This window comes from Micromonospora sediminimaris (assembly GCF_016863575.1).
Classification (GTDB): domain Bacteria; phylum Actinomycetota; class Actinomycetes; order Mycobacteriales; family Micromonosporaceae; genus Micromonospora; species Micromonospora sediminimaris.
This window is the reverse complement of record NZ_BOPD01000024.1, coordinates 25046-46755: the sequence shown is the minus strand read 5'-3', so window position 1 is coordinate 46755 and position 21710 is coordinate 25046. Positions and strand designations below refer to the sequence as shown.

The 21710-nt window shown below is 69.0% G+C and carries 18 protein-coding genes and 1 pseudogene; 10 read left to right on the top strand and 9 right to left on the bottom strand.

The window, feature by feature from the left end; translation table 11 throughout:
- Positions 1-12 precede the first annotated feature (12 nt).
- Positions 13-843, top strand: coding sequence for a TrmH family RNA methyltransferase (locus Vse01_RS19665; protein WP_093409600.1), 831 nt, complete (start codon positions 13-15; stop codon positions 841-843).
- A gap of 185 nt (positions 844-1028) precedes the next feature.
- Here the strand turns inward: Vse01_RS19665 and Vse01_RS19660 are convergent, their stop codons facing one another.
- Positions 1029-1421, bottom strand: a complete 393-nt coding sequence (locus Vse01_RS19660) for an FtsX-like permease family protein (protein ID WP_232511416.1) — start codon at positions 1419-1421, stop codon at positions 1029-1031.
- 123 nt (positions 1422-1544) lie between these two features.
- On the opposite strand from Vse01_RS19660, the pseudogene Vse01_RS19655 reads away from it, so the two are divergent.
- Both Vse01_RS19655 and Vse01_RS19650 read left to right on the top strand, forming a co-directional pair.
- A pseudogene (locus Vse01_RS19655) lies at positions 1545-1985 on the top strand (LuxR C-terminal-related transcriptional regulator); the annotation flags it as partial.
- 257 nt (positions 1986-2242) lie between these two features.
- Positions 2243-3685 carry an endo-1,4-beta-xylanase gene (locus tag Vse01_RS19650; protein WP_307818688.1) on the top strand — a complete coding sequence of 481 codons (1443 nt, stop codon included), beginning with the start codon at positions 2243-2245 and terminating at the stop codon, positions 3683-3685.
- Between the two features lie 76 nt (positions 3686-3761).
- Here the strand turns inward: Vse01_RS19650 and Vse01_RS19645 are convergent, their stop codons facing one another.
- A complete protein-coding gene (locus Vse01_RS19645; protein WP_093409605.1) occupies positions 3762-4370 on the bottom strand; it encodes a nucleotidyltransferase domain-containing protein in 609 nt (202 codons plus the stop codon).
- 334 nt (positions 4371-4704) lie between these two features.
- On the opposite strand from Vse01_RS19645, the gene Vse01_RS19640 reads away from it, so the two are divergent.
- Positions 4705-7452, top strand: a complete 2748-nt coding sequence (locus Vse01_RS19640) for an ATP-binding protein (RefSeq protein ID WP_093409607.1) — start codon at positions 4705-4707, stop codon at positions 7450-7452.
- An 85-nt stretch (positions 7453-7537) separates the two neighbouring features.
- Here the strand turns inward: Vse01_RS19640 and Vse01_RS19635 are convergent, their stop codons facing one another.
- From Vse01_RS19635 to Vse01_RS19620, 4 genes are all read right to left on the bottom strand, one after another.
- Entirely contained in the window at positions 7538-8479 is a 942-nt protein-coding gene (locus Vse01_RS19635; protein WP_093409610.1) for a DUF5996 family protein, read from the bottom strand.
- A gap of 79 nt (positions 8480-8558) precedes the next feature.
- Complete coding sequence (locus tag Vse01_RS19630) at positions 8559-9284, bottom strand: flavodoxin family protein (RefSeq protein ID WP_093409612.1); 726 nt, start codon at positions 9282-9284, stop codon at positions 8559-8561.
- Between the two features lie 147 nt (positions 9285-9431).
- A complete protein-coding gene (locus tag Vse01_RS19625) occupies positions 9432-10700 on the bottom strand; it encodes a glutaminase (protein WP_093409615.1) in 1269 nt (422 codons plus the stop codon).
- Positions 10701-11117: 417 nt separating this feature from the next.
- Positions 11118-12086 carry a glycoside hydrolase family 6 protein gene (locus Vse01_RS19620; protein WP_093409617.1) on the bottom strand — a complete coding sequence of 323 codons (969 nt, stop codon included), beginning with the start codon at positions 12084-12086 and terminating at the stop codon, positions 11118-11120.
- A 274-nt stretch (positions 12087-12360) separates the two neighbouring features.
- Between Vse01_RS19620 and Vse01_RS19615 the strand changes: the two genes are divergently transcribed.
- Positions 12361-13374 carry a LacI family DNA-binding transcriptional regulator gene (locus Vse01_RS19615; protein WP_170863595.1) on the top strand — a complete coding sequence of 338 codons (1014 nt, stop codon included), beginning with the start codon at positions 12361-12363 and terminating at the stop codon, positions 13372-13374.
- 152 nt (positions 13375-13526) lie between these two features.
- On the opposite strand, the gene Vse01_RS19610 is transcribed toward Vse01_RS19615, so the two are convergent.
- From Vse01_RS19610 to Vse01_RS19600, 3 genes are all read right to left on the bottom strand, one after another.
- Entirely contained in the window at positions 13527-14351 is an 825-nt protein-coding gene (locus tag Vse01_RS19610; protein ID WP_093409620.1) for an alpha/beta fold hydrolase, read from the bottom strand.
- Positions 14352-14370: 19 nt separating this feature from the next.
- A complete protein-coding gene (locus Vse01_RS19605; protein ID WP_093409622.1) occupies positions 14371-14940 on the bottom strand; it encodes a DJ-1/PfpI family protein in 570 nt (189 codons plus the stop codon).
- Positions 14941-15024: 84 nt separating this feature from the next.
- Positions 15025-15768 (bottom strand): GntR family transcriptional regulator, encoded by a 744-nt coding sequence (locus Vse01_RS19600; protein ID WP_093409625.1) that lies wholly within the window; start codon positions 15766-15768, stop codon positions 15025-15027.
- 442 nt (positions 15769-16210) lie between these two features.
- On the opposite strand from Vse01_RS19600, the gene Vse01_RS19595 reads away from it, so the two are divergent.
- The 5 genes from Vse01_RS19595 (at position 16211) to Vse01_RS19575 (ending at position 21594) form a co-directional block, all read left to right on the top strand.
- Positions 16211-17596 (top strand): sugar ABC transporter substrate-binding protein, encoded by a 1386-nt coding sequence (locus Vse01_RS19595; RefSeq protein WP_232511418.1) that lies wholly within the window; start codon positions 16211-16213, stop codon positions 17594-17596.
- Between the two features lie 98 nt (positions 17597-17694).
- Complete coding sequence (locus tag Vse01_RS19590) at positions 17695-18540, top strand: carbohydrate ABC transporter permease (protein ID WP_232511419.1); 846 nt, start codon at positions 17695-17697, stop codon at positions 18538-18540.
- Positions 18540-19451, top strand: a complete 912-nt coding sequence (locus Vse01_RS19585) for a carbohydrate ABC transporter permease (protein WP_093409632.1) — start codon at positions 18540-18542, stop codon at positions 19449-19451. Before Vse01_RS19590 ends, Vse01_RS19585 begins: the two co-directional genes overlap by 1 nt.
- Positions 19451-20518 carry an ABC transporter ATP-binding protein gene (locus Vse01_RS19580; protein WP_093409635.1) on the top strand — a complete coding sequence of 356 codons (1068 nt, stop codon included), beginning with the start codon at positions 19451-19453 and terminating at the stop codon, positions 20516-20518. Before Vse01_RS19585 ends, Vse01_RS19580 begins: the two co-directional genes overlap by 1 nt.
- Positions 20518-21594, top strand: coding sequence for an ABC transporter ATP-binding protein (locus Vse01_RS19575; RefSeq protein WP_093409637.1), 1077 nt, complete (start codon positions 20518-20520; stop codon positions 21592-21594). The genes Vse01_RS19580 and Vse01_RS19575 overlap by 1 nt, the downstream gene beginning before the upstream one ends.
- Positions 21595-21710: the final 116 nt, after the last annotated feature.

Here is a 21710-nt window from a genome sequence, read left to right as displayed (position 1 = left end):
ACGGAGGCGGGGTTGGCAGTGGTGCTGCGAGTGAGTGGCCGCAATGCTCGGTTCCAGCAGTGGGAAGCTCTCCTCGGCAACCGGACCAAGCGGCAGCGACGCGGCGAGTTCATCGTGCAGGGCGTGCGCCCGATCACCATGGCCGTCGCACACGGTTGGCAGGTCCGGGAGCTGCTCTACGACGCCAACGCTCACCTGTCCGGCTGGGCACGCCAGACCCTGGACACAGTCCGGGCCGAGACGTTCGCCGTCTCGCGTGACCTGATGCACGACCTCGGCGGTAAGGCAGACACAGTGCCAGAGCTGCTGGCCGTGGTCGCGCTGCCGGAGGACGACCTCCGCCGGATCCCGGTTTCTCCGACCATGCTCACCGTCGTGTTCGATCGGCCCACCAGCCCGGGCAATATCGGGACCCTCGTTCGGTCGGCGGACGCCTTCGGCGCCGGCGGCGTCATCGTCACCGGCCACGCCGCCGACGTGTACGACCCGAAGGCGGTCCGGGCGAGCACCGGCTCACTGTTCGCCCTGCCCGTGGTCCGGGTTCCCTCCCACCAGGCCGTTCTTTCCTGGGTCGCGGACATCCGTGCCGACGGCGTCGGCATGAGCATCATGGGCACCGATGAGCGCGGCATCCTTGACGCCGCCGAGTACGACTTCACACAACCCACCCTGACGTTGATCGGCAACGAGACCACCGGTCTCAGCTCCGGTTGGCGCGAAGCCTGCGACCAACTCGTCCGGATCCCCATGTTCGGGTCCGCCAGCTCGCTGAACGCGGCGACCGCCGCGACCGTCGTGCTGTACGAATCGGCACGCCAGCGGGCCGCCGCCACCCGGCGATAGCGCACCGATCGCAGGCCTCCGCCGGCAGCTGACCACCGAGGCCGACGACCAGGACGTGCTCCCCCAGCGCCGGTCAGGACGCTTCGGCTTTGGACGCTCGGTCCTTGGTGGAGAGCCTTCGCGGACGCTGCTGGAGGAAACAACCGCCCGACCCGGGCCTCGTGACGCGGACGGCGGTGGGGGGCTCACGCCACGACGTCGACGGGCGACCGCGCGGGTTGGTGGCGTAGTGACCGCCAGGTCGGCAGCGCGCTCGCCAGCACCGCCAGCAGCAGGCAGAGGCCCACCACCCCGCCGACCACCGACCACCGACCACCGACCACCGACCACCGACCACCGACCACCGACCATGGCACCACCAGGTCGACCGGTACACCGGCCTGCTCGGCGAGTCCGGCACGGATGCTCAGCAAACCGACGAACGCCACAGCGCCTCCGAGCAGCGCCCCGATCAGCACCACCAGGGCGGACTCGGCCGCGACCAGCCAGATGACCTGCCGGCGGGTCGCTCCGGCCAGCCGGATCAGCCGCAGGTCTGGCACCCGGCCGACAGCGGCCATCAGCAGCGTGTTCGCCACCGCGACAGCCCCGTAGCCGGCAGAGACACCGATCAGCAGCAGCGTGGCCAGCCAGACGAGGCGATCCTCCGCACGATCCGCCTCGGCCGCCCACCCTTCGACGTCGATGATCCGCGCTCCGTCGACACCCGGGTCGTCATCCTGACCACCTTCGACCTGGACGAGTACGTCTACGGGGCGCTGCGCGCCGGGGCCAGCGGGTTCCTGCTCAAGGACACCCCGCCGGCGGACCTGCTGGCCGGCATCCGGGTGGTGGCCGCCGGCGAAGGGCTGCTCGCGCCGACGGTGACCCGCCGGCTGATCGACGAGTTCGCGCGTCGGCCCGAGCCGGCCCGGCCGCTGCCGCGACGGCTGGAGGCGGTGACCGAGCGGGAACGGGAAGTGCTCACGCTGATCGCCCGCGGCCTGTCCAACACGGAACTGGCCATGCACCTCAATCTCAGCCCGACCACCGTCAAGACGCACGTCGGACGATTGTTGACCAAGCTGGCGGTCCGTGATCGGGCGCAGCTGGTAATCGTTGCCTACGAAACGGGCCTGGTTCAGCCGGGCGGCCCACGCTGAGCGGCTCGCCGCACCGACGGGAGCCATGAGTCGGTACGTCGCCCGACTGCGCAACGACTGCATCCTGGTTGCCGACCTCACGGCCATTTCCGGAATGTTTCCGGAAGTTGTTGACAGTGCGGCAGGCCGGTATCGAGACTGACCGTTCCGGGGGCATGCATACACGTCGATTGATGACGTCCAGCACCAAGGGAGGGCCCGTGAACAGCGACCTGAGGCAGCGTAGGAAGGTTGCTCGAACAGCTTTGCCGACGGCGGTGTTGTTGCTGATAAGCAGCGCTGTCGCGGTCCAGTCGAGCGCCCCGGCCGCGGCGGCCGAGACCACGCTGCGGGCCGCAGCCGCCAACGCCGGGCTGTTCTTCGGCGTCGCAGCCTCACCCAACCGGCTCTACCCGATCGTCGGGCAGGAGTTCAGCCAACTGACGCCCGAGAACGACATGAAACCGGACAGGATCGCCACCTCCAGCGGCGGGCTGCAGAACACCAGCGGTGCGGACACCCTGGTCAACCACGCCCAGAGCAACAACATGCTGGTCCGCGGCCACACCCTGGTCTGGCACTCCCAGGCCGGCGCGTTGCAGGGTGCCAGCCAGGCGACGCTGAACACCTTCATCGGCAACGCCATCAACCGCTGGGGCAGCAGGATCGCGTACTGGGACGTCGTCAACGAAGCGCTGGAGGACAACAACACCGGCCGGCGACGCAACCAGTGGCCGCACTCCATGAACCGGGACGCCAACGGCGACGGCGACTTCTTCGACGCCGGCGACACCGACGTCATCCGGGACTCGTTCATCCGGGCCAAGCAGGTCGTGCAGGCCGGCGGGCTGACCACCAAGCTCTGCATCAACGACTACGACGTCGACGGCCTCACGGTCCAGGGCGGCACCCCGAACCGCAAAGCCAACGCGCTGTACGACATCGTCCGCAACTACCGGCAGTACATCGACTGCGTCGGGTTCCAGGCGCACTTCAACGACAACCCGAACAGCATCATCACCGACGACATCCAGGCCAACATCCAACGCTTCGCCGACCTCGGCGTCGAGGTACACATCACCGAGCTGGACATCGACGACGACCTGAGCAACAACGACATCGGCGCAGGCCAGGCGGAGAACTACCGCAAGGTCGTACGGGCCTGCCTCAACGTCGCACAGTGCACCGGCATCACCGTCTGGGGCATCTCCGACAGCGAGTCGTGGCGCTCCTCGGAGCGGGGCCTGCTGTTCACCGGCGGTAACGGCAGCTACCAGAAGAAGGCCGCCTACCACGCGGTTCTCGACGAGCTGAACAAGGGCCGCAACTCCACCCCGCCGCCGAGCACGCCGCCGGTGACGCCGTCCGTCCCGCCGACCACGCCACCTGTCGATCCGACCACCCCACCGCCACCGACCACGCCGCCGACCACCGGTTGCTCCGCGACGGTCTCGCTGAACTCCTGGACCGGTGGGTTCGTCGCCACAGTCAGGGTCACCGCCGGCACCGCGCCGATCAGTGGCTGGAGCGTCCAACTCACCCTGCCCTCCGGGGCCACCGTCACCAACGCGTGGAACGCCAACCGCAGCGGAAGCAGCGGCACCGTGCAGTTCAGCAACGTCAGCTACAACGGCTCAGTGAACGCCGGCCAGTCCACCGAATTCGGCTTCCAGGGCACCGGGACCGCCACCGGCCTGACCCCGGTGTGCACCGCCACCTGAACACCATCTGTCCTGGTCGGCCGGCAGACCGGCCGACCAGGACAGGCACCACGGCGACGACACGAGCCGAGGCGGGTCAACACGACCGCAGCCGGGCTCGCCATGGATGATCCGGGTGGACCAGACCGAGCGTCGCGTCCAACCAGCCGCGTTCCGCGCGGGACAGCAGCGGCAGCACGCCGGCGAAGTCGGCCTCATCCTTGTCGCGCGGGTGCTTTGCCTTGAACAGCAGTACGGCCTCGACAGCCAGGTACGGGATCCCGCCGTCGCTGCGCCGGATGATCTCGCGATACGGCCGCCGGATCCGCTGTTCGTCGCGGCGGCAGATCCAGACGTCCCCGTGGTGTGGCTCGCGGAAGACGTCGAAGCGCCACCTGCCTGCCGCCGGATCCCAGGCCCAGGTCTGATGCGAGTCGCCGGCCAAGGCGTCGGCCGTCAACGGCACCAGCGCGCCCCCGCCCGCCGGCACCCAGAAGTCGAGCTCGGGAAAGAGCGGCGGCAACAGCGCGAAATGCGCCGCAGGCACGGCGACCTCAATGTCCCCGTGGGCCCGGGTCTGCTCGCCGCGGAACAGATCCACCGCCCAGCCAGCCGCGACGTACCAGGGGACCGGCAGGTCGCGAAGGCGTTCGGCCAACTGGACCGGGTGCCAGGCCTCCCACGCATCGACATCGGGATGGTTCACGACGCGAGCGTACGGCGCAGGAGAGCGCCGATCGCATAAGCGCCGCCGTCGTGGTTGCGTGACGTACCCGCTTGGCAGTGACACCACGTCACACGCGATCGTGACACCGCGTCACTTACGTCTGCGGCGCGTCCGCGCTGTGATGGGACACGCTCGTCGTGGACCAGCAGACCACCGGCGTGCCACGTCGCGAGCGTCACGGCTGCCAGCCCAACGGTCCGGACCGCCCTGTCCCTGACCGCGACGCGGCCGTGCTCGGACGGTCGTCTCACGATGGGACAGGCTGGGCTATAGCGTTGAGCTGGGTGCGCCATCGCGGCCAGCGGGGGGAGCCATGGAACTTTTCGGACGGCACGCCGAGACCGCGGTACTGGACCGGCTGCTGAGTCGGGCGGCGGATCGCGCCGGCTCCGGGCTGGTGCTGTGGGGTGAGCCGGGCATCGGCAAGACCGCTCTGCTCGATTACGCCGTCGAGGCGGCGTCCGACGCGACGGTGTTGCGGTGTCGGGGCACTCGGATGGAGACCGGGCTCGCGTTCGCCGCGCTGCACGAGTTGCTGTGGCCGGTGTTGGACCGGCTGGAGACGCTCCCCGCCCCGCAGGCTGCGGCGTTGCGGGGTGCGTTGGGAATGAGGCGAGACCCGGCCAACCGCTTCCTCATCGGCGCGGCCGTGCTGTCGCTGCTCTCGGGTCTCGCGCGGGAGCGACAGGTGCTGGTCGTGGTGGACGACGCTCAGTGGGTCGACGAGGCGAGCGCGCTGTGCCTGGGGTTCGTCGCCCGGCGAGTGGCGACGGAGCGGATCGCGGTGCTGCTGACCGGACACGAGGATCCCGCCTCCGGGCCGTGGGAGGGTTTGCCGGCCCTGGCGGTCGGAGGTCTGGCCGACGAGGACGCGCGCCAGCTCCTGACCGCTGTCGTGCCGGGGATCGACGCGGCGCTGGCCGATCGGACGGTGCAGGCGGCGGGTGGCAACCCGTTGGCGCTGCACGAGCTGCCCACCCTCGATCGCGAGACCGACGGCGAGGCGCCCCTCCCGCACGCCGGGAACCCGGTGCCGGTGGGGCCGCGGTTGCGACGGGCGTTCTGCGCACGGGCCGAGGCCCTGAAACCGTCGACCCGGGCGTTACTGCTGCTGGCCGCCGCCGAGGGCCGGGGCGACCGGCACGTCGTGCAGCGTGCCGGTGCCGCCTGGGGCATCGACACCTCCGCCTGGGACGAGGCCCTGCGTTCGGGCCTGCTCCATGCCTCGGGAAGCCGCCTGGAGTTCCGGCACCCACTGATTCCGGCAGCCATCTACGACGGTTCCCCCTTCACGGAGCGGCAAGCTGTGCATCAGGCGCTGGCGGCGGCCCTGCCGCAGGACGCCACCATGGAGCGGGCCTGGCACCTGGCAGCCGCTGCCGACGGGCCGGACGAGGACGTCGCCACACTGCTGGAGCACGCCGCCGAGGAGTGCCTGCGACGCAGTGCGGGTCCGATGGCGGCTCGCACCCTGGGTCGGGCCGCTGAGCTGTCCCCGAAGCCAGCGGACGCCACGCGCCGGCTGGCCGCCGCCGCCCGCGCCGCGTGGCACGCCGGCAATGCCGAGGCGGCGCGGCAGTTGCTCGAAGAGGCTGAACGCCTGAGCGGTGTGCTTCCCGTCGTCCGGCAGAGCGGCGGGCTGCGCGGGATCCTCGAATTCGCGTACGGCATGCCCGAACGCGCCCACCATTACCTGACGAGCGACATGGCCGCGGTACCCGAGACCCGCCGTGCCGTGGAGCTGGGCACGGTCGCGGTCCGCGCCGCCTGGTCGGCCGGGCGGTCCGACCTCCAACAGGCAGCGCTACGACGCGTGCGGGCCGTGGACGTCGCCGCTGACTCTGCGGTGTCAGAGCTGATGCCCGTGTTGGAGAACTGGTGGTCCTGCTACGACTTGACCGGCGAGGCCATCCCGACGACCCGGGATCTGGCCAGCGACGTCGTCGGTCGGCTCGGTACGGTCGCATGGGAGTTGCTGCCGCCCGTGCCGTTGGTCCAGGCCTGGGGCATCGACGGCGGACTGCTCGACGTGCTGCGCATGCAGGCCGTGCAGCTGCGGCGACGGCACGAGCTCACCGCGCTGGCGCTGGTGCTGGCCCAGATCGCGGTCCTCGACACCGCCGCGGGCCGGTGGGGCGCCGCCGAGCAGGCGGCGACCGAGGGCCTGCGACTCGCCGAGGAGATCGAGGCGGATCACGTCGCCACGCAGAGCCGCGCCTGCATCGCCTTGTTGGCTGCCGCCCGCGGCGAGCATCGCGCCGTCGAGGAGCAGACCAATCGGATGTTGCAGGTCTCGGTGCCACGCGGAGTACGAGCGCTCAGCGCATCGGCGTACTGGATCCGTGGACGAGCGGCGCTGTTCGACGGTCGTCCGCAGGAGGCGCTGAGCGACCTGCTGTGCCTCGTCGAACCCGGCCACGAGGCCGCCCACACCACCTTCGCGCTGCTCGCCGCCCCGGACACCGTCGAAGCGGCGGTGCAGGTCGGCAACAACGACGTCGTCGGGTTTCAGCTCGCCATGGTGCAGGAGTGGGCGCAGCGTACCGACGCGACCTGGGCCCGCACGGCCGGCCATCGGCTCACGGCACTCGCCGACGGTGGATCGGCGGCCGAGGAGTCGTTCCGAGCCGCCCTGGACGTCGCGGGAGCGGGGACGCAGCCGTTCGAGTACGCCCGCACTCGGCTGCTGTACGGGGAATGGCTGCGGCGGGCGCGCCGCCGGGCCGACGCCAGTGCCCAGCTGGCCGCAGCAGCCGAGACCTTCGACCGCCTGGGCGCGGGCCCACTGCGCGTGCGGGCGCTGCGCGAGCAGGCCCTGACCGACCGACGGGCCGCACCTCGCGGGACCGATCCGCCGACCGTCGCCGGGCTGACCGCACAGGAGCTGCGGGTCGCGCGGTTGGCTGCGGATCGTCTGACGAACCGGGAGATCGCGGCACAGCTGTTGATCAGCCCTCGCACGGTCGGCCACCACCTGGCAAACGTCTACCCCAAGCTGGGCATCACCTCCCGAACCGAACTGGCCAGGATCAACTTCGATGGAGACCTGCGGCTCAGCTAGCGCGGTGTCCAGCGGGCGACGACCGGTCCGACCGTGCGCCGCCGACAGGTCGAGCACCGGTTGGCGCCCACCCCATTGGCGATCCTCACCGAGCGGAGGCCTGCTGCCACCGCAACGGGTCGTCCTCCAGCGCGGCGCGGTCCCAGTGCCCCAGGTCAGCAGCGGCTTCGTAGGTGGTCTGGAGGAACTCGGCGACCGCACGGTCCGGGTCCGGGGCGGTGCGGGCGACCTCGTACGGCAGCAGGAACTGCTTGAACTCGGAACTGAAGTACGCGCCCTCGGGGCGGACCTGCTGCTCGGCGAACCCCTCGGGTTCGGGATAGGCGTAGGAGTAAAAGGCGCCTTCCTCGCCGCCGCCGGGCCAGAACCCGCAGCTGGACAGTTCCCGGGAGTAGCCCTCGACCATCACCCAGTCCCCGCAGTTGGGCACGCCGCCCGGGTGCGGCGGGGCCGACCGGCCGGAGAAGCGGGTGCAGGCGAGGTCCATGCCGCCCCAGAAGAAGTGCACCGGGCTCACCTTGCCCACGAAATGCGACCGGAACTCGCCGATCACCCGATTCGCCTGCAGCAGCTGTCGCCAGAACAGGGCAGCCGCCTCGCCGTCGTAGGAGGCGTGTTCGTGGTCTTCCGCGAAGGGAATCGCCGGATCGACCTCGTTGGGGTGCGGCCGGATCGGTGCCTCGACATCTAGTTCGTCGAGCATGGCCATGACCCGCGAGTAGAACTCGGCGACCGGCATCGGCCGGAGCGGGAGGCTCCGCGCGCCGCCGTTGCTGCTGCGGACGTCGAGCCGATGGCCGATGAAGTCGAACTCGATCTCGAAGGCCCCCGTGCCGTACGGGATGGCGGACGTCGTCAACCCGCGAGGGCTCACGTACAGGGGCACCTGCCACCAGTGGTTGAGCAGCGGAGCATGCGCCATACGGATCTTGCCCACGATCTGGGTCCACATGTGCAGGGTCTCGCGGGTGGGGGTCCAGTCCGAGACCCGCAGGCTCGGCCAGCTCGTCGGTGCCGGGCTTGTCATCGCTACTCACATCCTTGGCGCTGTCACCGGAAGGGTGACGGTCGTCGTGATCGGGTCCCCGGTTCAGCCGGCCGACGCGTCAGCGGTACTCGGGGTTTGCGGCATCCGGATGGACCCCTGCGTCCCAGGCAGTGCGCTGGTTGCCGTACGCCGGGAACCCGCCGGCACGACGCATCATCGACGCGAGGTGGAGCAGGTTGTAGGTCATGAACGCGGTGTTGCGGTTGGTGAAGTCGTTCTCCGGCCCGCCGGAACCCTCGTCAAGGTAGGACGGCCCGGGCCCGACCTCACCGAGCCAACCCGCATCGGCCTGCGGCGGGACGGTGAAGCCGATGTGCTGCAAGCTGTAGAGGATGCTCATCGCGCAGTGCTTCAGGCCGTCCTCGTTGCCGGTGAGCAGGCAGCCACCGACCCGCCCGTAGTAAGCGTACTGGCCCTGCTCGTTGAGCACGCCGGAGTAGCCGTAGAGCCGCTCGATCACCCGCCGGGTCACCGAGCTGTTGTCGCCGAGCCAGATCGGTCCGGCGATGACCAGGATGTCGGCTGCCAGCACCCGGGCCAGCAGCGCGGGCCATTCGTCGGTGTCCCACCCGTACTCGGTCATATCGGGGCGAACCCCGGTGGCGATGTCGTGGTCGACGGCGCGAATCTGGTCCACGCTGACCCCGTTCGCCTCCATGATCGCCACACTGCGGTCGATCACCCCCTGGGTGTGGCTACGGCCCGGGGAACGGTTGAGGGTGCAGTTGATGTAGGTCGCGCGCAGCCCGGTGAAGTCGGGCTTCTCGATCCCCGTCGCGGTCATGGGGTCCTTTCCTGGTATCGGTCGTGCCGTCGGCCCGTCGGCCCCGCCGGGTCCACGTGACGAGTGTCGGACGCTGCGGCCCTGGCCGGATCGGCCGGTCAATCGGTCGGTCCCGCCCGGTCAGCGCGGTCAAGCAGAAAGTCGCGATCACACGCGATCAACCACGTCGATGACCGTGAGTCGACCACCATCGCCGGGATCCGGGTCCGGGATCATCGTCTCCGGATCCACGAGATAGACCTCGTGACCGTCGAGCGTGAGCCGACGCGCGACCTCCAGGAGCATCCGTCGGGCCACATCGTCGATGGAGTGCACCAGCGAGACGTCGAGAACCACGCGGGGCTCCGCAGGCGCGCTCTCCACGAGCTCGCGAACGATCCGCTCGGCTCCCGCGAAGCGGATTCCGCCCTGCAACCGGAGAACCCGGGTCGCGTCCGCTCCACCGCCTCGTACCCGATTGGAACGCACAACCGCGCGCGCTGCGGGAGGGACCTCCATCACATGCAACCCCATGTCGTACGAGAACCGCTCGAACAGCGACACTCCGCGCACGCTGTTGCCGTGCCGGTCCAGTCGCGGCGAGAAGGTGGCGATGCCGAGCTGACCGGGGAGGGCGCCGATCAGTCCCCCGGCCACGCCGCTTTTCGCCGGAATGCCGACCTGCGTGGCCCAGTCGCCAGCGGCGTCGTACATTCCGCAGGTGGCCATGACGCTCAGGACCTGGCGCACCACCGCCCCGTCCACCACCTGCTCGTTCGAGAGGGGATTCGCCCCGCGGTTGGCCAGCGTCGCCGCCATCATCGCCAGATCTCGGGTGGTCACGAGCACCGAGCACTGACGGATGTAGCCGTCGACGACGGTCCTGGGGTCCTCGGTGAGGATGTCGTGGCTGCGGAGCATGTGCGCGATGGCGAGGTTGCGGTGCGCGTTCTCCATCTCGGATGCGCATACCGTCTCATCGACGGTCAGCTGACGGCCCGCAAACGCCGAAAGCCCCTGAACGACGCGGTCGACCCGCTCGACGGGCTTCAGGTTCTCCGGTCCGGCGAGTGAGTGAGCGGTGATCGCGCCAGCGTTGATCATCGGATTGCGGGGACGCCCCGTGTCGCTTTCGAGGGATATCTCGTTGAACGCCTCCCCAGACGGCTCGACCCCGACCTTGGCGAGCACTCGATCGAAGCCGCGATCGGAGAGTGCCATCGCGTACACGAAGGGCTTCGAGATCGACTGGATCGTGAACGCGGCATCGACGTCGCCGGCACCGTGGACCGTGCCGTCGACCGTGGCGAAGACCGCTGCGAGACGGTCAGGATCAGCTGTCGCGAGTTCGGGAATGTACCCCGCCGGCGCCCCGGAGGTGTCCGATTCGACATCTCCAAGTACCTCAGCCAGATAGTCGGGAACGACTGACCGCATCCGTCCTCCTCAGGTCCTCGCGGAGGCTGCCAATGCGGGGCCTCGCGCACCAGCAGCCTGGCAGGCTGCGGTGCGGGTTCGCAGCTCGACGGCCTCGACACTCTCCATCCAGCGGCGACGCCGACAAGCGCCGCAGCCCGCCGGCCCGGTCGGTGAGAGCATGCGGCCCGAATCAGGTCGATCCACTTGGCCAGCGCGAGCACCTCGTCGAACCGATAGCGGAGGAGGTCGCAGGTCTCCGGCGTCGAGAGGTGGCGCAGCGCCGGTATGCCGAAGCCCGGTGCGACACACGTTCTTCGCCTACTGACACCCGGCGCCTCTCTGGGTCCGATGCCTGGACGCAGAGAGGCGCCGTCCGAGTGGCAGGGCACGGAGAGCATCGGCCGCGTGCAGCCCTCATGCCCTCCGCGCGCTGCGCTAGTAACCGTAGATCATCTTGTAGGCCACCTCGGGCAGGAACTGCCCGGCGCTGGATCCGCCGCCGACTCCGCAGTTGCCGTCGGACTCACCCGGCGTCTTGAGCCACAGCAGCATTTCCGCGCCGCCGCCCATCCGGCTGGGCGTACCGATCCTGCGGCCGCCCGGGTTGCACCATTGACCGTTGGAGCCGTTGCCGTTGCGACTGGTGTCGATCACGTACGGCTTGCTGTATCCGAATCTCCACAGCGCGGAAGCGACCTGATTGCCGTAGTTGGTGTTCTCGCCGGTGGTGAAGTAATTCGAGACGTTGAGCGCGAAGCCGCGTGCATTGCCCACGCCGGCCATGTTGAGCCGCTGCGCCATCGTCTGGGCATCGACCCAGCGGGGATTTCCGGCGTCGATGTAGGCCCAGGTGTTGGGCGCCTTGGACCGGAACTGGCCGACGGCGCGGGAGAGCATACCCACTCGGTCGTTGATCTGCGCCTGGCTCATGCAGTTGAAGTCGCCCAGGGAGTCGGGTTCGAGGACCACTACGGCAGGACGGCTGCCGATGGCGGAGGCGAAGGAGGCGATCCATGAGTCGTAGGCGGCGACGCTGCCGGCGCCGCCACCGGAGTGGCCGCCGCACGCGTCCCGGCCCGGAAGGTTGTAGGCCACCAGCAGCGGAAGCTTGTCAACCGCATCTGCGGCGCCCACATAGCCCCGGACCGCGCTCCCGATGTCGCCGCTCCAGTTGCCGAACCATCTGGCCATCGGCTTCTGCGCGATCTCGGTGCGGATGGCGGCGGCGCGTCCGTCGCCCGGGTTTGCGGCCGCCCACCTCGCCGGGCTCGAGTTGGGGTCGACGTAGAAGCCGCTGGTCTGGCTGACCGGATCCGCGTGCGCGGCTGGCGCCCCGAGCAGGATCACGGGAACCGCCAACGCCAGGGCGGCGGCAATTCCCCAGGGACGGGTGAAGCGTTTCATGGATAGCTCCCCTCTGGGTAAAACTGGAAGCGCTTCCAGTGATGTTCATCCATGCATTGCCGTCCGATGTTCGGTAAATTTCAGGCAGATGTCAAGAGAGCCCATCCCCGTGACAAGATCTGGATCACAGATTTCTGGGACCGCTTCCAGGCTGACGACGACAGCGAGCCACCTCGACGCCGTCGATGCCGGCCGATACGATCGGTAAGCGGTAACGGCACCGGCCGGCGGTAGCGGCTGCCCCGACGTCGGGCAGGAAGGACTCGGCATCGCGATGGCAGCGCAGCGGCCCCGACGGCAACCAACCCTGGACGAGGTGGCCGAACGCGCCGGCGTGTCACGTTCCGCCGCGTCCCGGGTCATCAACAAGGCGCCGCATGTCAGCCGCGCCACGCGCGAAGCCGTGGAGCGCGCCATCAAGGAGATGGGCTATCTACCCAACCGCACCGCCCGTGCCTTGGCCACCCGACAGACGGGGATCGTCGCGCTCGCGGTCTCCCATGACGATCCCGAACTGTTCGCCGACCCGTTCTTCGCCCAGGTCATCGTCGGCGTGTCCGCAGCGCTGGAGGAGACCGACCTTCACCTGCTGCTGTGCCTGGCCAGCTCCGGCCGGGGCCGGTCCCGGCTGACCAACCTGCTGCACACGCGCGGCGTCGACGGCATCATGCTGATGGCACTGCACGGCGACGATCCGCTGACTCACATCGTGCGTCGGGCCGGGCTGCCCGCGGTGTACGGCGGGCGGCCGTTGAATTTCGAGCCACAGTGGTACGTCGACTCCGACAACCTCGGCGGCGCGCGACTCGCCACCGAATACCTCATCGGGCTCGGCCGAACCCGGATCGTCACCATCACCGGTCCCATGTCCACCGACGTCGGCCGCGCTCGCCACCGCGGCTACCGCGAGGCGATGATCATGGCTGGACTGACCCCGTACGCGACGGCAGAAGGCGACTTCACCGAGACCGGCGGTGCCGCAGCGATGAAATCACTGCTGGACAGCCACCCCGACCTCGACGCCATCTTCGCCGCCAGCGACGACACGGCGGCGGGGGCCCTCCGCGTTCTCATCGACGCCGGCCGGTCCGTGCCGGCCGACGTGGCAGTGGTGGGCTTCGACGACCTCGGCATGGCCGAACGAACCGATCCGCCGTTGACCACTGTTCACCAGTCGGTGCAAGCCCTGGGCAGAGAAATGACCCGGATGCTCGTCGACCTCATCGCGGGGCACGAACCCTCGTCCATCATCCTGCCCACGAAGTTGGTGCTACGCGACTCGGCATGATCCGTGATCCAGGCCAGCTGGCTGGGAGGTGGCGTCGCTCGTATGTGGTGGGCCGGCCACACGGATCGCTGAAGACACCGATTACCGGACTTGCCACGCTCCCCTCGGGTCGAGTGCCCAGCACCGTGTGCCGCTCGACTGCGTCGCGCCTCCTATGCCTGAACAAGGTCCCGGCGGAGGAAGCAGGACAGCAGTTGGCTGAACTCGTGCGGGTGCTCGATCGCCGGGACGTGCCCGCATCGGCCGAGCACGTGCAGCCGGACATCGGCCAGGTGCTCAAGCAGGGGTTGGGTTGCGGTCCTGAGCGGGGTGACCCGGTCCTGGGCGCCGTGCACGAGCAGCACCGGCGCGCGGATCGCTGCCAGCGTTTGCGCCGAGAGGGTGAGCTCGTCGACCCATCGTGCCCTCGGTGGCGGGAACAACGACGCGTATGCGGCTGCCCCCGCTCGCATCGCCGCGGCACGGGCGTCGACGGCCGAATCGGTCACGAGCGCCTGGTCGTGGACGAGGCGGCTCAGCATGTCTCGTGCGCCCAGGGGACCGGCGGGGGCGGCCCAGAGCGCGTCGAGATCGGCGGAGAGCGGCGCCCCGGGGGCGCCCATCGTCGCGACCGCCACGACCCGGGTGACCTGCTGGGGGCGTGCGGCCGCCAATGCCAACGCCACCGCACCGCCCATCGAGTGACCCACCACGGCGTAGCGGTCGACACCGAGGGCGGCCATCAGGCCGGCGGCCTGCTCCGTCCACAGCCGGAGCCCACCCCGGGCACCCGCCGGGACAGGTGTACGGCCGAACCCCGCCTGGTCGGGAGCCACCAGGTGCCAGGACGTGCCCAGCGCCTGCGCCGTCGTTGCCCAGGCGCCGGACCCGGTCGTGCCGGGTCCGGAGCCGTGCAGCATCAGCACCGCGGGCCCGGTGCCGCCCTCAAGGACGTGGACGGGAGAGCCGTCGACTGTGACGGTCCGACGTGTCGTCACCGGGGCGGGCCAGGCGTGCTCATGCCGATGCGGGGTCGACGGACTTCGAGAAGAGCTCCATCATCGCCCTGCCGAACTGCGGCATGTCGGGCCACCCCCGGCAGGAGACGAGGTTGCCGTCCACCACGTCGGGAGCGTCGATGACGGTGGCGCCCGCATTTTCCATGTCGCCGGTGATGGGTGGGAAGCACGCGGTCTTTCGACCCTTCAGTAGCCCGTACACCGCCGGCACCTGCGCCCCGTGGCACACCAGCGCTACGGGCAGGTTGCGCGCGAAGAAGTGCTCGGTGATCCGCCTGACGTCGGCGTCGACCCGGATCCACTCGGGGGCACGCCCCCCGGGGATGATGAGGGCGTCGTAGCGCTCGACGTCGACCTCGGCCCAGGGCACGTCGACCGGCAGCTTCCGGCCGTTCTTCTCCACGTAGGCGTCGGAGTTGGGGTCGAACTCGTGGATGACCAGTTGCACGTCACGCCTCGTCCGTGACGAGACGTCGACGTCCCAGCCGCCCTCCTGCACGCGATAGTAGGGATACATGGTGTCGAGTTCCTCGGCGGCGTCGCCGGTCAGGAGCAGCGCTCTGGGCACCTGCTTCTCCTCGCATCCTGGGGGCGGGTGGGGTAGATCCAATCCGATCCGATTCGGTTAGCATTCCCCGGCCCGGCCCGCCCGTCAACCCTCCGCCGCCACCCCGTCCGCGTCCTTGGCCTCGTCGAACAATCGTCGGAAACGCTCGCCGGAGCGCAGGATGTGCCGACGCATCGCGTAGGCGGCGGCGTCGGGGTCGCGCGCGGCGATCGCGGCCACGATCTCCTCGTGCTCGGCCATGGCCAGGTGAGTGACCTGGGTGTCGTGGTGCAGCCGAAAGAGGTGCACGTGGCTGTGCAGGCGAGCGAGCGCTTCCCGGATGACCTGGTTCTCCGCGCTCAGGGCGACGAGGTCGTGAAAGGCGGCGTCGCGTAGACCGAAGGCGCCGTACGCCGTGGGCCCGGCGCCCCCCTCCAGCTCCGCCATCTCCTCCAGCATTGCTCGCAGACCGGCCACCTGCTCCAGCGATGCGCGTTCGGCGGACCTGCGCGCCGCCGCCGGCTCGAGGAGTAGGCGAACCTCGAGCATGTCCTCGAATCGGCGACGGGTGATCTGGGGTGGAATGCGGTAGCCGGCATGGGGCACCCGCACGACCAGGCCCTCGGCCTCCATGCGGTTCAGGGCGTCCCGGATCGGCGTCTGCGAGACCCCCAGTTCCCGCGCCAGGACGTCGATCGTGACGCGGGAGCCAGGCTCGATCCGCAGCGACATCAGCTGTCCGAGCAGCGTGTCGTACACCTCGTCGGCGAGCCGGCCGCCAGATCTTCCCGACGACGTGCCGCCCGTCACGGCTCGACGGCCCCGCGCGATCATTCCTTCGTCGTCCATCGTGACGTGAGGCCCTTCTTTGCGTCTTCCGGAACCTGTTGACATCAGTCACAACTCTGCGACATGCTGACGCCCCAGCCGGATCGTATAGGAAAAGTGGCGTACGACCGCCATCCTGCACCGTCGCGGAACCACCCGCGATCGCTCTACTTCGATCACCTGGAGCTCCCATGAGCGTGCTCGACGTCCTGCGCGGTTCGTCCCCGGGCCGCAGATGGACGGGAGGACTGCTCGACGGCACGAAGATCGAGTACATCACGCCGCACTCGTGACGCCGGTCCGCGGGTCAGCCGCCGCGACAGTCCGCCAACCCGCCCGAAACCAACCCGGCAACTGCTCGGCGAAGCACCTAGCGAGGTCGTAGAAGTCCCCACTGAGAAAGCAGGCAAAGGATATGCGGTATCAACAGCGAACAGGACGAACATCCGTTCCCGGGCGAAAGGTGCAGCTGGCGACGGCGGCCATGCTGCTGGTGGCCACGACCATGGCGGCCTGCGGCGGTGGCCAGGACGACGGCGAGCAGGCGAGCGCCCCCAAGGCGCCGGCGACCATCCCGGAGCTCACCACGGACCCGCTGACCCTCAGCTTCATCTGGTTCGACTGGCCTCCCGCCCAGGCCCTGGAAGACTTCGCGAACGCGGAGTACACAAAGGAACGGTCGAACGTCACCGTCAAGGTCAACACCGTGCCGAACGCGAACTGGCACGATGCGATGTTCACCCAGTTCGCCGCGCGCAAGACCGACTTCGACATCGCGATCCTGGACTCGCAGCACATCGGCGAGGCCGTGACGAACGGCAACATCCTGGACATCACCGACTTCGTCAAGAACAACATCGAGGTCGATGCCTACAACCCGTACCTGCTGGCGGCCTACGGCCAGTTCCCGCAGGCGGAGACCGGTCAGCGCGACGAGAACGCCAGCCTGTACGGGCTGCCGCTGCTCGGCGACACCTGGACGATGATCTACCGCAAGGACCTGATCGGTGACAAGCCACCGCAGACCTGGGACGAGATGATCTCGGTCGCTGAGAAGTGTCAGGCGGACAACCCCGGCGTCAGCGGGCTGGCGTTCCACCAGGCCAACGGCTCCGACGCCGCAGCCGTCACCTACAACACGGTGAACGGTGTCTACGGCGGCAACCTCTGGGACCCGAAGACCCGCAAGATCGACGGCGTTCTCAACGACGCCGCGGGCCAGGAGGCGATGGACGTCCTGGTCAACAAGATGAAGCCGCTGACCGCCAGGGGCTCCGGCAACTGGTTCATCGACGAGGTGAACGCGGCGGTCGCCCAGGGCAAGGCCTGCATCGCATTCAACTGGATCGCCGCGAGCGGCGGCCTGCTCGATCCGAAGGAGTCGACCCTCGGCACCACCCGGGAGCAGATTCTCGACAAGTTGGGATTCGCCACCCTGCCGAGCCAGAAGACGAACCTGGTCCCGCTCGGCGGCATGGGGATGCACGTGTCGGCCTACTCCGCCGAGGCGAACCAGGTGGAGGCGCTGAACTTCATGAAGTGGTTCCAGCGGGCTGACATCCAGAAGAAGTGGGCCGCGGCCGGTGGGGTGCCGTCGCGTACGGACGCCCTGTCCTCGCCCGAGTTCCTCAATGCCGGGCCGTTCAACCAGGTGTACGCCGACTCGGTGCCGCGGATGCGGGACATGTGGAACGTGCCCGAGTACGCGCGCCTCGTCGACATCGAGAACACCAACGTCAACGCGGCTCTCAACGGTGCGAAGAGCCCGAAGCAGGCGCTCGACGACATCGCCAAGGAACAGCAGAGCGTGCTCGACTCCAGCGGCCGCAAGGGCGGCGGCGGGCTGTGAGTGACCCCGTACCTCTGACAACCGATGCCGGGCAGGTGGCGGCGGCGCCGTCACCTGCACCGGGTCGGTCCCGCCGGCTGAGCGACCGCGGGCTGGCGGTGGCCTTCATCTCCCCCGCGTTGCTGCTGTTGCTCGCGATGTCGGTGTTCCCGCTGCTGTGGGCGCTGTACCTGTCTTTCACCGACTACTCGGCCACCCGCGGGGGGCCCGCCCGTTTCGTCGGGTTCGGGAACTACACAGCCGTCCTGACCTCGGCGCAGGTCCACCAGCGGGCCCTGACGACGTTGATCTACGTGGTCGGTGCGGTCGGCCTGCAGACCGTGCTCGGTTTCGGCATCGCCTACCTGATCTCACGCCGCACGCACGGGCGAGGAGTGCTTACCACTCTGTTCCTGGTGCCGATGATGCTGTCGCCGGTCGTGGTCGGGCTGTTCTGGCGCTTCATGCTCGACGCGCAGTTCGGCGTGATCAACAGCATGCTCGGCTCGCTCGGCCTGGGGCAGGTGGAGTGGCTGACCCGGCAGCGCACGGCGTTGATCTCCCTGATCGTGGTCGACACCTGGCAGTGGACGCCGTTCATCATGCTCATCGCGTTGGCGGGGCTCACCGCGGTGCCCAAGTACCTGTACGAGGCCGCCTCGATCGACCGGGCGTCGGAGTGGTTCCGGTTCCGCACCATCACCCTTCCGTTGGTGTGGCCGCTGCTGCTGATCGCCGTGTTGTTCCGGGCCATCGAGGCCTTCCGGCTGTTCGACCTCGTCTACATCCTCACCAACGGCGGCCCGGGTGTCTCCACCGAGACGTTGTCGTTCCACGTCTACAAGGTCGCGTTCCTGGGCTTCAACACCGGAACCGCCTCGGCGTACGGGATCCTCATGGTCCTCGTCGTCATCGTCCTCACGCAGCTCTACCTGCGCTACCTGAACAGACTCAAGGAGGGCTGATGGCCGTCTCCGTCGACGAGGCCGTGTCCACAGGTCCTGCCCGGGACCGCACGCCCCCCGTGCGCCGTCGAAGCGGCCGGGGTCGCTCGGTGCTGGAGGTCGCGCTGCTGACCGTGCTGGCCGTCGTGATGCTCTTCCCGGTGCTGTGGATGATCGAGACGTCCATCAAGGAAAACCGGGACGTCTACGCCGTCCCCGCCGAGTTCATCGGCTTCACGGTCACGATGGAACATTTCAAGGACGTGTTCGTCGGTCCCGACGGCGGTCGCTCGGCCCTGTCCGTCGCGTTCCTCAACTCCGTCCTGGTCGCCGGGGCCTCCACGGTGCTGGCCACCCTGCTGGGTGTCCCGGCGGCCTGGGCCTACTCACGCTTCGCCGTGAAGGCCAAGAAGGACCAGCTGTTCTTCATCCTGTCCACCCGCTTCATGCCGCCCGTGGTGGTGGTGATCCCGATCTTCCTCATGTACCGCCAGGTCGGACTCATCGACAGCAAGCTCGGCCTGATCCTCATCTACGCCGCGTACAACCTGCCGTTCACCATCTGGATGATGAAGGGGTTCGTCGACGAGGTGCCCGCGGAGTACGAGGATGCCGCGATGCTCGACGGGTACACCCGTCTGCAGGCGTTCCGGCGGTACACCCTTCCCCTGCTCGTGCCCGGCATCGCCGCGACGGCGGTCTTCGCCCTCATCTTCTCGTGGAACGAGTTCGTGTTCGCCATCTTCCTCACCTCCAGCGACAGCGTGCGCACCGCCCCACCCGCCATCGCCGGCCTCATCGGTGGCACCACGACGGACTGGGGTCTGGTGGCCGCCGCCTCCGTGGTGTTCGCCCTACCGGTGCTCGTCTTCGCCTACCTGGTCCGCAAACACCTCATCGCCGGTGTGACGCTCGGGGCGGTGCGACGCTGATGGCCGGCATCGAGGTGACCGCCCTGCACAAGCGTTACCCGGACGGCACGGTCGCGGTCGAACAGGTGGACCTGTCGATCGGCCACGGCGAGTTGTTCGTGATGCTCGGCCCGTCGGGTTGCGGCAAGACGACCACGCTGCGGGCCATCGCCGGCTTGGAGCGGCAGACGACGGGCGACATCCGCATCGGCGACACGCTTGTCAACGACCTGCCGCCGGCCGAGCGGGACATCGCCATGGTGTTCCAGTTCTACGCCCTCTACCCGCATCTGAAGACCCGCGACAACCTGGCGTTCCCCCTGCGGGCCGAGGGGCTGCCCAAGTCGGAGGTGCTCAAGCGGGTCGACGAGGCCGCCCGGCTGATGCGGCTCGGTCCGCTGATGGATCGGCGACCGCGTCAACTGTCCGGCGGGGAGCAGCAGCGTGTTGCGCTCGCCCGCGCCCTGGTGCGCCGGCCGCGCGCATTCCTGATGGACGAGCCGCTCACCAACCTGGACGCGGAGTTGCGGGCGGACATGCGTACCGAGATCAAGCACCTGCAGGGAGAGTTGGGGGCGACCATGGTCTACGTCACCCACGACCAGGTCGAGGCGATGTCGCTCGGTCACCGGATCGCCATTCTCAACAAGGGTCGCGTCGAGCAGATCGGCACGCCGCTGGAGGTCTACGACCGTCCGGCGAGTCTCTTCTGCGCTGCCTTCATCGGCTCTCCGCCGATGAACCTGATCGAGGTGGAGGTGGCCGACGGGGCGTTGCGCGCTCAGGGCGGGCTGGCCCTCACCCCACCGCCCGGTCTGTCCCGCGACTGTCACCTGGTCGCAGGTGTGCGGCCGGAGGCCCTGGAGGTCACCGCACCGGGGGCGGAGCGTTCGGTCCCGGCCCGTGTGGTCTCGGCGGAGTGGCTGGGCGACGAGATCATCTACGTTGTCGACCACGGCGGCCAGCACGACGTGCGGGTGCGGATGCCACCGACTGTCCGATTCGCAGCTGACGCACAGGTCGGGCTACGGCACACCGGCGGGACCCCGGTGGTGTACGACGTGAGCACGGAAGAGTTGGTGGCCTGATGGGAACCGTGGCAGCGCACGGGCTGTGCAAGTCCTTCGGCAAAGTGCAGGCCCTGGACGGGGTGACGCTGGACGTGCCGGACGGCTCGTTCTTCGTCGTGCTCGGGCCCTCCGGGGCAGGCAAGACGACTACCCTGCGGGCGATCGCCGGTCTGGAGAAGCTCGACGCCGGGTCGGTGCACCTGGACGGCGCGGACGCGACCGGTGACGCCCCAGCCGAACGCGACCTGGCCATGGTCTTCCAGAGCTACGCCCTCTACCCGCGACACACGGTGTACGAGAACATCGCGTCGCCGCTGCTGGCCCGGCGCTGTTCGTCCAGCGAGATCGCCGCTGCCGTCGAGCGGATGTCGCGCCTGCTGCACATCGAACGGCTGCTGCAGCGTCGTCCCGCGCAGTTGTCCGGTGGTGAGATGCAGCGGGTCGCCCTGGCCCGGGCGCTGGTCCGTAGCCCGCGCGCGTTCCTCATGGACGAGCCGCTGACGAACCTCGATCTCAAGCTCCGCGTCGAGATGCGTACCGAGCTCACCCGCATCCACCGCAGCCTCGGCGCAACCTTCATCTATGTGACAAACGACCAGGTGGAGGCCCTGTCCATGGCCGACCAGGTCGCGGTCCTCAAGGAGGGGCAGGTGCAACAGGTCGGAACGCCGACCGAGGTGTACGAGCGTCCCGCCAACCAGTGGGTCGCCGGATTCGTCGGGAGCCCGCCGATCAGTCTGCTCGCCTGCCGCGCCGAGGGAGATCGTCTGGTCGGTGCGCAAGGCTGGACGCTGCCTCGGCCCCACTGGACCACGGCTGAGGACGGTCGTGCGCTGCTGCTGGGCCTGCGCGCGGAGGACCTGTCCGTCGAGCAGCGTGGGCACGCGTCGTTGTCCGGGGAGCTCTACGGGCTTGAGCCGCTCGGTGACCGAACGGTGGTCGACGTCCGTGTGGGAACGGAGATCCTCAAGGTCAAGGCACGACCCACAGTCACCGGAACGCCGGGCGAGCGGCTGCAGGTGACGGTCGACCTGGACCGCGCGCACCTGTTCGATGCGGGCACCGGGCTGTCGCTGCCCGAGGCTGGGCGGTAACCCAGGCCACCGCCACATCCGACCCGCTCGGCAACCTCGCCTCCGACGAGGCTGGACCCCGTCCGGCTACGCGCACAGCGTGGTCGCCGAGGCACGCCAGACAACACCAAGAAGAT